This window comes from Streptomyces sp. NPDC006624 (genome assembly GCF_040611555.1).
Lineage (GTDB): Bacteria > Actinomycetota > Actinomycetes > Streptomycetales > Streptomycetaceae > Streptomyces.
Genome location: NZ_JBEXOM010000003.1, coordinates 52,582 through 64,769 on the forward strand (window position 1 = coordinate 52,582; position 12,188 = coordinate 64,769).

A 12,188-nucleotide genomic window follows, 5' to 3' on the forward strand; every position below is an offset into this window, starting at 1 on the left:
TCAGTCGAGGAGCCGCTCGCGCAGCCGCTCCCGGGTCTCGGGAGCGAGCCCCAGCCCTTTCTCCAGGTAGGGACTGACACCGCCCCAGGTCTCCTCGATGGTCTCGAAGGCCGTCGCCAGGTACTCGGCGCGCGCGTCGAAGAGGGGGCTGAGCAGCTCCATGACCTCGGCGGAGTAGGCCGAGGCGTGCGAGCTGCTGCGGTGCACCTTGTAGCGGCGGTGCTTGGCGTTGGACTTCAGGTAGTCGTCGACGATCGCGTCGCGCTCGACGCCCACCGCGAGCAGCGTCACCGCGACCGACAGGCCCGCGCGGTCCTTGCCCGCCGCGCAGTGCATCAGCACCGGCACGCTGTCCTCCGCGAGCGCGTGCAGCACCTGGGAGTGCTCGGCGGTGCGCTCCTTGATGATCATGCGGTAGGAGGCGATCATCCGCTCCGCGCCCTTGCCGTCCGCGAGGATCGCGCGCAGCTGGTCCAGGTCGCCGTCGCGGACCATCTTCCAGAACTCCGCGCCGTCGGCCGGGTCGCTCAGCGGCAGGTTCACATTGCGCACGCCGGGCAGGGAGACGTCCGGCCCTTCGAGCTTCTGGTCGGCCGCGTTGCGGAAGTCGAAGATCGTGTGCAGGCCCAGGGTGGTCAGGAAGGCGGCGTCCTCACCGGTCGCGTGCGCCAGGTGACCGCTGCGGTACAGCACGCCCTGCCGGACCCGCCGTCCGTCCACGGTCGGCAGTCCGCCCACATCGCGGAAGTTGCGCACTCCGGCCAGCTCGGGTTCGGTCGACGGGACCTGCTGTGTCACGGGGGCTCCTCCCAGTCGGCGCCGCCGCCGCGGCTCGTCGGCGGGCACACCCGACCATACGACATGCCTGCCTGGGGCAATGAGTTGTCCACAATGAGTTGTCCACAGGCGTTGCCCGGAGCGCCCGGGCCCCTCGATGATGTTGGTGCCTGGTCGGACCTGGTCGGGCTTGTTCGAATCCGTGGGGGCGTGATGCCGGACATCTCCGAAGACGGTCGTACCTGGGTGCTCTCCGGCCCGGCGAGCAGCTACGCGCTCCACATCACGGAGCGGGACGAACTGCTGCACCTGCACTGGGGCCCGCGCATCGCCCTGGCCGACGCCGAGGCCCTCGCCGCCCGGCCGCTCCCCGATCACTGGCCCTTCGAGTCCTCGCTCGACGGGCGCGAGGAGTACCCGGTCGAGGGTGGCCCCCGCTTCACCCGCCCCGCCCTGTCCGTGCGCGGCGCCGGGCGGCGCGGCACCGAGTGGGTCTACGAGGGGCACGAGGCGGACGACGGCGAGCTGCGGCTGCGCTTCCGCGACGGCGGGCTGCTCATCACGCTGCACTACCGGATGCCCCCGGCCACCGACGTCGTCGAGCGCTGGGTGAGCCTGGACAACCGGGGACCGGCCGTCGAGGTGCTGCGCGCCGACTCCGCCACCTGGACCCTGCCCGAGCGCGACACCTGGCGGCTGTCCCAGCTGCACGGCCGCTGGGGCGCCGAGTCCCGGCTGGCGCGCTCCGAGCTCACGCCCGGCGAGAAGGTCCTCGGCAGCCGCCGCGGCCACACCTCCCACCAGCACCTGCCCTGGGTGGCCCTCGACACCGACGCGACGGAGGAGCGCGGCGAGGTCTACGGCTGCGCCCTGGGCTGGTCCGGGTCCTGGCGGATCGCCGTCGCCCGGCTCCCGGACGCGCGCGTGCAGATCACCGGCGGCGCCGGACACGACGACTCGGGCCTGCTGACGCTCGGCCCGGGGGAGGCGTACACCACACCCGTCTTCGCCGGGCTCTGGAGCGACGGCGGCTTCGGCGGGGCGAGCCGCGCCTGGCACGCCTATCAGCGCGACCACGTCGTCCCGGACGCCGGCCGCGACCGGCCGGTGCTGTTCAACTCCTGGGAGGCCACCGGCTTCGACATCTCCGAGGAGCAGCAGCGGGCGCTGGCCGAGCGGGCCGCCGCCCTGGGGGTCGAGCTGTTCGTGGTCGACGACGGCTGGTTCGGGGCGCGCACCGGTGACCGGGCCGGGCTCGGCGACTGGACGCCCAACCCGGACCGCTTCCCCGGCGGGCTCGGGCCGCTCGCCCGCCACGTGCACGGCCTCGGTATGCGGTTCGGGATCTGGGTCGAGCCCGAGATGGTCAACCCGGACAGCGAGCTGTACCGCGCCCACCCGGACTGGGTGCAGTACCAACCGGGACGAAAGCGGACGGAGTTCCGCAATCAGCTGGTGCTGAACCTCGCCCGCGAGGACGTCCGGGAGTACCTCTGGGAGCGGCTCGACGGGCTGCTGTCCAGCGCCCCGATCGACTACGTCAAATGGGACTTCAACCGCTGCTTCACCGACGCCGGCTGGCCGGACGACCCCTACCCGCAGCGACTGTGGGTCGACCACGTGCGCGCCCTGTACGCCCTGCTCGACCGGCTGCGGGCCGCGCACCCGGGCGTGGCCTTCGAGTCCTGCTCGGGCGGCGGAGGGCGCGTCGACCTCGGTGTGCTGAGCCGCACGGACCAGGTGTGGACCTCGGACAACACCGACCCGCTGGACCGGCTCGCCATCCAGCACGGCTTCAGCCAGATCCACCCCGCGCGCGTGATGGCCGCCTGGGTCACCGACAGCCCGAACGCCATGCTCAACCACCGGTCCAGCTCCCTGCGCTTCCGGTTCGTCAGCGCCATGGCCGGTGTGCTGGGGATCGGCGGCGATCTCACCCGGTGGACCCGGGAGGAGCTCGCCGAGGCGGGCGGGTGGGTGCGGCTCTACAAGGAGATCCGCCCCGTGGTGCAGCGCGGGGACCTCTACCGGCTGCGGCCTCCGGAGGGCGGCCTCAGTGCCGTGCAGTACGTCCTCGGCGACGAGGCGGTCGTCCTCGCCTGGCTCCAGGCGCAGCGCTACGGCGAGCCCGTCCCGGCACTCCGGCTGCGCGGGCTCGACCCGGCGGCGACGTACGAATGCCCCGAAACGGGCGAAGTGCACCGAGGAGGTGTCCTGCTGCATCACGGTTTGCGGGTCGGGCTGCGCGGGGACCTCGACGCCGCGGTCGTCCGCCTTAAGCGGAAGTAGTCGTTCTGTCCGAATGGGGTGCTTAGGGCGCTTCGCCATAACGTGCCCCGTTCGTAAAGGGGTTGTGGACAGGGTGCGTGACCATCGTCATATTCGTGACGATGTGTCGTCGCCATGTGCACGTAATTGCGGCGTCAATCAGGGCTATTGAGGGAAACCGGAGATCCGTAATCCACGCTCGGTGACGGGAAATGTGGCGGCGCGTCAAGGAAAACGCCGTCACGGGCAACCGCAAGCTTGTCCGGTTGCGTCTTGGTCGCTTACGTTCCACACCAATCCGGACGGACGCCTAATCCTGCCGCCGCCCGGAGCCCGCACACACTGACCCGTGTACGGCAGGAGCGGGGGACCCACAGGTACGACGCCTGTTCCGGTTCCCGGAACGGCTTGGGGTTAAGCCACGCCTCGGCGCGGCCGGGCATCTCCAGCCCGCACCCGACAGCTCACCTCGCAGGCGCCGGAGAGGAATTCGCCATGCCCGCGAAGGGTAAGCACCGCCGTCCGAAAACCCAGCGTTTCACCCGCTCCATCGCCGTCGCCGGAACCGGCGGCGCCGCTCTCGCCCTTCCGCTCATGGGTGCCGCCGGCGCCCACGCTGCCACCCCGCAGTCGGCTCCGGAAAAGGCCGTCCAGTCCGCTCCGGCCGCCGGGAAGCAGGGCGCCGAAAAGGCCGCCACCACCCGCACGTACACCGTGAAGGCCGGGGACTACCTGGCGAAGATCGCCGACGACCAGAACGTCAGCGGCGGCTGGAAGAAGCTCTACTCGGACAACCGCGACGCCGTCGGCGACGACCCGTCGCTCATCCACCCGGGTCTGAAGCTGTCCCTCGGCAAGAAGGCGGCGTCCGCGCCGAAGGCCGAGTCGTCCGCGCCGAAGGCGTCGGCCGAGAAGCAGGCGAAGAAGTCCTCCGCCGCCGAGTCCTCCTCCAAGGCCGGCACCGCCGCGAAGCCGGCCGCCGCCAAGCCCGCCGCGAAGCCGGCCGCCGAGACCAGCGCCAGCGGGTACAGCGCCCCGGTGGACGGTGCCACCGTCGGCACCCCGTACCGCATGTCCGGCAGCATGTGGTCCAGCGGCTACCACACCGGTGTCGACTTCGTCGTCCCGACCGGCACCTCCCTGAAGGCCGTCGGCGCGGGCACGGTCGTCTCCGCCGGGTGGGGCGGCGCGTACGGCAACCAGGTCGTCCTCAGGCTCGCCGACGGCAGCTACGCCCAGTACGCCCACCTGTCCCAGCTCTCCGTCTCGGCCGGCCAGGCCGTGACCGCCGGGCAGCAGGTCGGCCTGTCCGGTGCGACCGGCAACGTCACCGGGCCGCACCTGCACTTCGAGATCCGCACCACGCCGGACTACGGCTCGGACGTGGACCCGGTCGCCTTCCTGCGCTCGCACGGCGTCTCCATCGGCTGACCGACCGCACGACCACCTGCCTGACACGCACACCGAAGGCCGGACCCCGATCCCCGGGTCCGGCCTTCGGCTCGCCCGCCAACGCCCCCGTCGGGCCGCCTATTCCGGAATTGGCGAACACTTGGGAAGTGGCTTATCTCACCGCCCGTCAACCCCTTCCTACGGTCGCGTAGGTCACATTCGAGGGTGAATCATGAACGGCTGTGGCAGACGATTCGAAGAGTGACAGCAGAGTAGTGATCGGGTCGTACGTGGCGGTGGGGGACAGCTTCACCGAGGGCGTCGGTGACCCCGGCCCCGACGGGGCGTTCGTCGGCTGGGCCGACCGGTTCGCCGTCCTGCTCGCCGACCGCCGGCCCGAAGGCGACTTCCGGTACACGAACCTCGCCGTGCGCGGGAAGCTCCTCGACCAGATCGTGGCGGACCAGGTGCCGCGGGCCATCCAGATGGCTCCGGACCTCGTCTCGTTCTGCGCCGGGGGCAACGACATCCTCCGTCCCGGCACCGATCCGGACGAGCTGGCCGAGCGCTTCGAGCGGGCCCTCGCCCCGCTCGCCGCCGCGGCCGGCACGGTCATGGTGACGACCGGGTTCGACACGCGCGGCATGCCCGTGCTGAAGCATCTGCGCGGCAAGATCGCCACCTACAACGGGCACGTCCGTGCCATCGCCGACCGGTACGGCTGCCCGGTGCTCGACCTGTGGTCCCTGCGCAGTGTGCGGGACCGCAGGGCGTGGGACGCGGACCGGCTGCACCTGTCGCCGGAGGGGCACACCCGGGTCGCGCTCCGCGCGGGCCAGGTGCTCGGCATCGAGGTACCGGCCGACCCCGAGCAGGAGTGGCCCCCGCTCCCGCCGCGCGGCACCCTCGAGGTCCGGCGCGACGATGTGCACTGGGCTCGGCAGTTCCTGGTGCCGTGGATCGGGCGGCGGTTGCGCGGGGAGTCGTCGGGCGACCACGTGACCGCGAAGGGCGCGCTGTCCCCGGACGACATCCGGTCGCGGATCGCGGCGGTGGCGTAGCGGCGACGGCTTGATGGGGCGGTGGTCCGTGGCGGTTCCGGTGGGAGGCGCCACACCGGCTGACGGGGAGTGGACGCGCTCATGGCTGAGGGCGGACGCGCCTGTCGGCCACGTCCCGTGTGCGAAGCGGCAGTTGGGGGTGCCGTGCCGTGGGCGCGTCCCGGTGAGGGCGATCCGCGATCCGCTGCCCTCGTGCCGCCGGGGCAGCGGCGCGGTATGTCTCGCTGTCGGCCACGTGCCGTGCGTAGATGAGAAGTCGGGGCCCGCCCGCCCCAGGCCCGCATGGCGCCAGGGGCGGTCGGCAGCCCCTGCCGCCGTCCCTCAGCGGTACGCCGGGTCGCTCACCGGTGGGCGGGCGTCGCGCCCAGTTCGCGGGTCAGGGCCTCCTCCGCCCACTGCTGGGCCCGGGCCCGGGGCAGTGAGCCCGGATAGGACGTCAGCTGAACGGCCAGGCCGTCGAGGAAGGCCGTGAGGCGAAGGGCCGCGGCCCGGGGGTCCGGGCAGGGGAACTCGCCGGCCGCCACGCCCTCCGCGATGACCTCGGCGAGAGCCGCCTTCCACCGCCGGTCGAGGTCCTCGGCGACCTCCCGCAGGGCGGGCTCGCGCAGGGCGACCGCCCAGCCCTCGATCCACAGCCGCCAGCCCTTGGCCTGACCGGTCGGGGCGTACCACCGGACGGCCGACCGCAGCCGGCGCAGCGCCGACGTGCGGCGGCCGAGCAGTTTGCGCAGCCGCGCGAGGTCGGCCTCGGCCGCGTGCCGGAACGCGGCGGCGACCAGCTGCTCCTTCGTGGAGAAGTGGTACAGCACCAGCGCGTTGCTCACCCCGAGCGCCGAGGCCACGTCGGCGATGCGCACCGCCGCCACACCCCGGGCCTCGATCTGCTCGACGGCGGCCCGCAGCAGTTCCCCACGCCGCTCCGCCACGCTCAACCGGACTCTCGTCACGCCGTCACCCTACCCACGCCCCCGCGGCCGGCCGGCGCGCGGATCCGCCGCCGCGGCGGCGCTGCCTCAGCGGTACCAGCCGAAGCGTTCCGCCATCACCGGGAGCCGGTCCGCGGCGATCGCGTGCGCGGCGGCCCGCGGGGTCGTCCCGTCGGCCTCCGCGCGGGCCAGCATCCGCCCGACCAGAGCCCGCATGGAGCGGCGCGTGTGGGTGAACGCCTCCTCGGCGTCGGCCCCGATGTCCCCGAACAGGGTCCACCACCACCAGGCGTTCGTACCGGAGTTGACCACGACGTCCGGCAGCACGGTCACGCCCCGGGCGGCCAGCAGCGGCTCCGCCTCCGGCAGTACCGGCATGTTCGCCGCCTCCACCACCCAACGGGCGGTGATCCGCTCCTGGTTCCCGGTGTCGATCGCGTACGACACCGCCGCCGGCACCAGCACCTCCGCGTCCGCCGACAGCCAGGCGTCGCCGGGCAGTTCGAGGTCGCCGGGGCGCAACGCGCAGCGGTCGACGATGCCGTGCGGGTCCCGGGCGGCGAGCAGCGCCTCGACGTCGAGGCCCGCCGGGTTGGCGATCGTGCCCTTGAGGTCGGCGACCGCCACGACCGTGAGTCCCGCGCGCGCGAGGAACCGCGCGCTCGCCCCGCCCATGGTGCCGAACCCCTGGAGGGCGACCCGGGTCCCCGCGTACGGCACCCCGGCCCGGTCCAGCGCGGTGAGCGCCGCCTCGGCGACGCCGCAGCCGCCGGCCAGCTCGTCCAGCCCGATGCCGTCCACCTCGACGGCGAAGGCGTCCGCGAGCCGTCGCCGGGCCTCGGCCTCGTCGTCCAGCAGCGGATACACGGCCTGGATCGAGGAGACCAGTCCCGCCTCGGCGGCGGCCCGGTCGATCAGGTCCTGGGAGAGCCCGAGGTCCTCACCCGTCGTCCAGCAGCTCTCGAGGTACGGCCGCATGGCGCGCAGGTAGCGCACCAGCAGCGGGTACGCCTCCGGGTCCCGCGGATCGCAGTCGATGCCGCCCTTGGCGCCGCCGAGCGGGACGTAGCGCGCGGCCGGGTCGTAGTGCAGGGCCTCCTTCATCGTCATGCCGCGCGCCAGGCCGGTCACCTCCTCCAGGGTGCAGCCGGGGCGCATCCGCAGACCGCCGCTGGCGACGCCGCGCACCAGCCGGTCGACGACCAGGTGGCCCTGCCGTCCGGTGACGTGGTCGGTCCAGGTGAGGGACAGCAGAGGGCCGGCCATGGAGGGCTCCTTCGGTGGGTTGCTGAATCGCCGATCAGTATCGTGCCCGGTGGGGCCCCTGCGCCCGGGGGTTGCCGAAGAGACGGACCATAATGGAAAACCTGACCGACTCCACCTGGAGGTACCGTGGCAGGCTTCCGTCCCCTGAGCTCCGGGCTGCGCGCACTGCGCCCCGAAGCGTTCGGCGCGGACCCGCGCGGGGAGCGCATGGCGCGCATCCGCAGATCGCCCCACTTCAAGGACGGGGTCTTCCAGAACCCCGGCGGCCCCGCCCGGACCCGGCCCTCGGGCTCGACCCTGGACTTCGCGAAGGCCTTCTTCGACAAGGACACCCGGCCCCGCCGCTCCCCGAAGGGCGCGGTGCCGGTGTACGCCTCCACCCTGGCCGACCTCGCCCGGCCCCCGGCCACCGGTCTGCGGCTGACGTGGACGGGGCACTCCAGCGTGCTCGCCGAGATCGACGGCCGGCGGGTGCTGTTCGACCCGGTGTGGGGGCGGCGCTGCTCCCCGTTCTCCTTCGCCGGACCGAAGCGGCTGCACCCGGTGCCCGCGCCGCTGGCCGCGCTCGGCCCGGTCGACGTGGTGGTCATCTCGCACGACCACTACGACCACCTGGACCTGCCCAGCATCAAGGCGCTGGCCGGCACGGACACCCTGTTCGCCGTGCCGCTCGGCGTGGGCGCGCACCTGGAGCACTGGGGCGTGGCCGCGAGCCGGCTGCGCGAACTGGACTGGCACGAGTCCACGGAGATCGGCGGCCTCACCCTCACCGCCACCCCGGCCCGCCACTTCTGCGGCCGCGGCCTGCGCAACACCCAGCACACCCTGTGGGCCTCCTGGGTCGTCGCCGGTGAGGAGCACCGGATCTACCACAGCGGAGACACCGGCTACTTCGACGGCTTCCGGCAGATCGGCGCCGACCACGGCCCGTTCGACGCGACGATGATCCAGATCGGCGCGTACTCGGACTTCTGGCCCGACATCCACATGACGCCCGAGGAGGGCATGCGCGCCCACCTCGACCTGCAGGGCGGACCGGAGCACGGTCCGATGCTGCCGATCCACTGGGCCACCTTCAACCTGGCCACGCACCCCTGGGCGGAGCCCGGTGAGGGGACGGTCGCGGCCGCCCGTGCGGCGGGGGCCCGGATCGCCCTGCCCCGGCCGGGCGAGCCCTTCGAGCCGACGTCCGGAGCCGTCCCGTCCGAGCCGTGGTGGCGCGGGGTGGCGGTCGAGGCGCCGGGCGGCGGTCCGGCCGCGGAGGTCGTCACCGAGGCCGTGGTCAAGAGCGCCACGGACGCGGCAGCCATGGCCCAGGCCAATGCGGAGAGTGACCGCAATGAGGGCGCCTCGGACGGCTCCGGAAGCCCGGAGCGGCTGCCGACGGGCTGACCCGGGGCGTACGGCGGACACACGGCGAGGGCCGGGGAGCGTGAGGCTCCCCGGCCCTCGCCTTTGCGTGTGACCACTGCTGACCAGGTCTGATCGGTTCGTTTCTCTTCGAGTTCGGGTGTGCGGCGCGGTTATCGGTCTGTCGTACGAGCGCTCATACCAGAGCGGGACGCTCACCGCATGAGTTTGTCAACTGCCCACCGCACATGATGCGGTGGCAACTACTGTCAGTGGCCGTCGGGAAGCAGGACGGATCAAGGAGCGGGGGGCCGGCACGTGCGGGCGCAAGGCGGACGAGGGAGTCGCGGCGGCGGGGATCCCCGCTGCCCGCGCACCACCGACGCCGGTACCGGCGCCGCCCCGGCTCCCGGCTCCGGGCGGCACGCGGAACCCGCACGCGCCGGCGCCGGCCGGCCGCGAGGCGAGTCCGGGCACACGGCCCGGGACGCACGGCAGCGGCCGCGCGAACCCGGCCGCACCCCCGCAAGCCCCCCCGGCACCCAGGCCCGACGGACCAGTACGAGGACACCGATGTCTCACCTCCGCGCCCCGGCCGCACGCGCAGACCGCCGTGAGGGCGGGCGGCACGGGCGTCCGGCCGCCCGCACCGCACCCGCGCTGCCCGAGACCCACATACGGCCCCAGCTGCTGCGCCTGGCCGTACTGCCGCCCGTCGCCGTCGCCCTCAGCGGCTGCGCCGCCGTCCTCTTCACGGTCCGCTCCACCGGAGCCCGGCCGGGCCCCACCCTGTGGGCCGTGCTCGGCGGCGCGGTGTTCGTGACCCTCGTCGCCATCGCCGTCGCCGCCGTGGCCGCCAACCGGGCCGCCAGGTCCGTGCGCGACCGCATCGGCGTCCTGCGCCGCACCACCGCCCGCCGCGAGGCCGACCTGCGCACCCTGGTCGAGACACTGCGCCGCGGCGACGGACCCCCACAGCACAGCCCGCAGGGCCACCGCGGCCAACCCGCCGAGGACGCCGACGAGTTCGACCTCCTCGGCGCCGACCTGGCCCGCGCGCACGACGGCGCCGTCACCGCCGTCGTGCAGGCCTCCCAGCTGTCCAGCCAGGCGGGCAGCGAGCAGAAGCTCGAGGTCTTCGTCAACCTCGCCCGGCGTCTGCAGTCACTCGTCCACCGCGAGATCTCCCTCCTCGACGAGCTGGAGAACGAGATGGAGGACCCCGAGCTGCTCAAGGGGCTCTTCCACGTCGACCACCTCGCCACCCGCATCCGCCGCCACGCCGAGAACCTCGCCGTGCTCGGCGGGGCCGTCTCCCGGCGGCAGTGGAGCAGACCGGTCTCCATGACCGAGGTGCTGCGGTCGGCCATCGCCGAGGTCGAGCAGTACTCGCGGGTGAGACTCGTCCCGCCGATCGACGGCACCCTGCGCGGCCACGCCGTCGCCGACGTCATCCACCTGCTGGCCGAACTCGTCGAGAACGCCACGGTGTTCTCCGCCCCGCACACCCAGGTGCTGCTCCGCGCCAGCCTCGTCACCTCCGGGCTCGCCGTCGAGGTCGAGGACCGCGGACTCGGCATGCCCGTCGAGGAGCAGACGCGGATGAACGCCCTGCTCGCCGACCCGGACCAGGTGAACGTCGCCCGGCTCCTCGCGGACGGCCGGATCGGGCTGTTCGTCGTCTCGCAGCTGGCCCGGCGGCACGGCATCACCGTCCGGCTGCAGAGCAACATCTACGGCGGTGTGCAGGCGGTGCTCGTCGTGCCGCAGGCGGTGCTGGGCGCCGAGGCAGGGGCGCTCGAAGCCGGACCGGGGACCGGAACCGGGCGGGCGGGGCAGGACGGACCGGCCGGTGCCGCTGCCGGGCAGGGCTCCCGAGCCGGTGGCACGACCGGCGGAGGGCTGATCCCGGTCACGGGCGGCACGGCCGTACCGCCCTCCGCAGCACCCGTGCCCGCGCCCGGGACCCGGCGGCCCGTCCCGCCCGCGCCCGGGACCCGGCTGTCCGACCCGCCCGCGGCACCCCCCGCGTCCCGGGGACGGCACTCCGCGCCCGCCCCGGCCCCCGGCCGGACCGCCGACGGCGCCCGCCCCGCCCCGCTGCCCGTGCGCGGGGCCCGCCGGGAACGGCCCACCCCCGCCGAGGCGCGGCCCGGCATCAGCCCCGGCGACCGGCGCGTCCTCGCCGAGCACGGCACCGCGCCGCCCACCCCGCGCAACGGCGCGGTACGCGGCACCATGGGCAAGCCCCAACTGCCCCGCCGCCGCGCCCAGGAGCACATCGCACCGCAACTGCGCGACGGCCCCCTGCCGCGCCCGGACGACGGACTCCCGGCCGGCCACGACCCGGGCCTGATAGCGGCCTTCCAGCGCGGCATCGGCCTCGCCGAGGCCCAGCAGCACATGGAGACCGAGCCGCGTGGCGCGGAGCCCGCGCACCCGGAGCCCGCCCACGGCGATCCCGTCCCCCTGCAGCCGGTCCGCCTGGAGCCGTTCCCCGCCGAGCTGTCCCCACCGGCCGGCCAGGCCCGCGGGCGCGGGGACGCCGCGCGCGCGACCGGGGCAGCCGGCACGCACGGCGAGACGGCCGCGTCCCGCACCGACCACACCCCCACCCGGCACGACGGGAGCGCACCCGCCGGATGACCACCTCCGTGTCCACCCCCACCCCCAGCGCTCCCGCAGACCTTCGTACCCCAAGGAGTCGATCCACCATGGCGAGCGACGCGCCGACCGCCCAGGTATCCGATCTCGACTGGCTGATGAGCGGCCTCGTGCAGCGTGTGCCGCACACGACCGCGGCCGTGCTGCTGTCCTGCGACGGGCTCGTGAAGTCCGTGCACGGCCTCGACCCGGACAGCGCCGACCACATGGCCGCCCTGGCCTCCGGCCTGTACTCCCTCGGCCGCAGCGCCGGTGTCCGCTTCGGCGACAGCGGCGACGTACGGCAGGTGGTGGTCGAACTCGCCTCGACCCTGCTGTTCGTCACCACCGCCGGCTCCGGCACCTGCCTGGCTGTGCTGGCCGGCCGGGAGGCCGACGCGGCGGTGCTCGGCTACGAGATGGCGATGCTGGTCAAGAGCGTCCGGCCGTACCTGGTGACCGCTCCCCGGCAGTCCGTCGAATCCCCGGCGATGAGGCCTTGAGC

9 protein-coding genes and 1 riboswitch are annotated in these 12,188 nt (G+C 73.9%); of the genes, 6 read left to right on the forward strand and 3 right to left on the reverse strand.

What is annotated here, in order from left to right; translation table 11 throughout:
- Complete coding sequence (locus ABZY20_RS06675) at window positions 1-798, reverse strand: tyrosine-protein phosphatase (RefSeq protein ID WP_356437563.1); 798 nt, start codon at window positions 796-798, stop codon at window positions 1-3.
- Window positions 799-990: 192 nt separating this feature from the next.
- Here ABZY20_RS06675 and ABZY20_RS06680 point away from each other — a divergent pair, with 192 nt between their 5' ends.
- The 3 genes from ABZY20_RS06680 (at window position 991) to ABZY20_RS06690 (ending at window position 5,498) form a co-directional block, all read left to right on the forward strand.
- Window positions 991-3,066 carry an alpha-galactosidase gene (locus ABZY20_RS06680; protein ID WP_356437566.1) on the forward strand — a complete coding sequence of 692 codons (2,076 nt, stop codon included), beginning with the start codon at window positions 991-993 and terminating at the stop codon, window positions 3,064-3,066.
- A 309-nt stretch (window positions 3,067-3,375) separates the two neighbouring features.
- Window positions 3,376-3,536, forward strand: a riboswitch (cyclic di-AMP (ydaO/yuaA leader).
- A gap of 4 nt (window positions 3,537-3,540) precedes the next feature.
- Window positions 3,541-4,476, forward strand: a complete 936-nt coding sequence (locus ABZY20_RS06685; RefSeq protein ID WP_356437569.1) for a peptidoglycan DD-metalloendopeptidase family protein — start codon at window positions 3,541-3,543, stop codon at window positions 4,474-4,476.
- A 236-nt stretch (window positions 4,477-4,712) separates the two neighbouring features.
- On the forward strand, window positions 4,713-5,498 hold the full coding sequence (locus tag ABZY20_RS06690) for an SGNH/GDSL hydrolase family protein (protein ID WP_356438650.1): 786 nt from the start codon (window positions 4,713-4,715) through the stop codon (window positions 5,496-5,498).
- Window positions 5,499-5,839: 341 nt separating this feature from the next.
- Here the strand turns inward: ABZY20_RS06690 and ABZY20_RS06695 are convergent, their stop codons facing one another.
- Both ABZY20_RS06695 and ABZY20_RS06700 read right to left on the reverse strand, forming a co-directional pair.
- A complete protein-coding gene (locus tag ABZY20_RS06695) occupies window positions 5,840-6,445 on the reverse strand; it encodes a TetR/AcrR family transcriptional regulator (RefSeq protein ID WP_356437572.1) in 606 nt (201 codons plus the stop codon).
- A gap of 66 nt (window positions 6,446-6,511) precedes the next feature.
- Window positions 6,512-7,690, reverse strand: coding sequence for a Glu/Leu/Phe/Val dehydrogenase dimerization domain-containing protein (locus ABZY20_RS06700; protein WP_356437575.1), 1,179 nt, complete (start codon window positions 7,688-7,690; stop codon window positions 6,512-6,514).
- Window positions 7,691-7,816: 126 nt separating this feature from the next.
- On the opposite strand from ABZY20_RS06700, the gene ABZY20_RS06705 reads away from it, so the two are divergent.
- The 3 genes from ABZY20_RS06705 (at window position 7,817) to ABZY20_RS06715 (ending at window position 12,186) form a co-directional block, all read left to right on the forward strand.
- On the forward strand, window positions 7,817-9,082 hold the full coding sequence (locus ABZY20_RS06705) for an MBL fold metallo-hydrolase (RefSeq protein ID WP_356437577.1): 1,266 nt from the start codon (window positions 7,817-7,819) through the stop codon (window positions 9,080-9,082).
- A 531-nt stretch (window positions 9,083-9,613) separates the two neighbouring features.
- Window positions 9,614-11,686, forward strand: coding sequence for an ATP-binding protein (locus ABZY20_RS06710; protein WP_356437580.1), 2,073 nt, complete (start codon window positions 9,614-9,616; stop codon window positions 11,684-11,686).
- A 68-nt stretch (window positions 11,687-11,754) separates the two neighbouring features.
- The gene (locus ABZY20_RS06715; protein WP_356437583.1) at window positions 11,755-12,186 is read left to right on the forward strand and encodes a roadblock/LC7 domain-containing protein; all 432 of its coding nucleotides are present in this window, start codon (window positions 11,755-11,757) and stop codon (window positions 12,184-12,186) included.
- Window positions 12,187-12,188 lie beyond the last annotated feature (2 nt).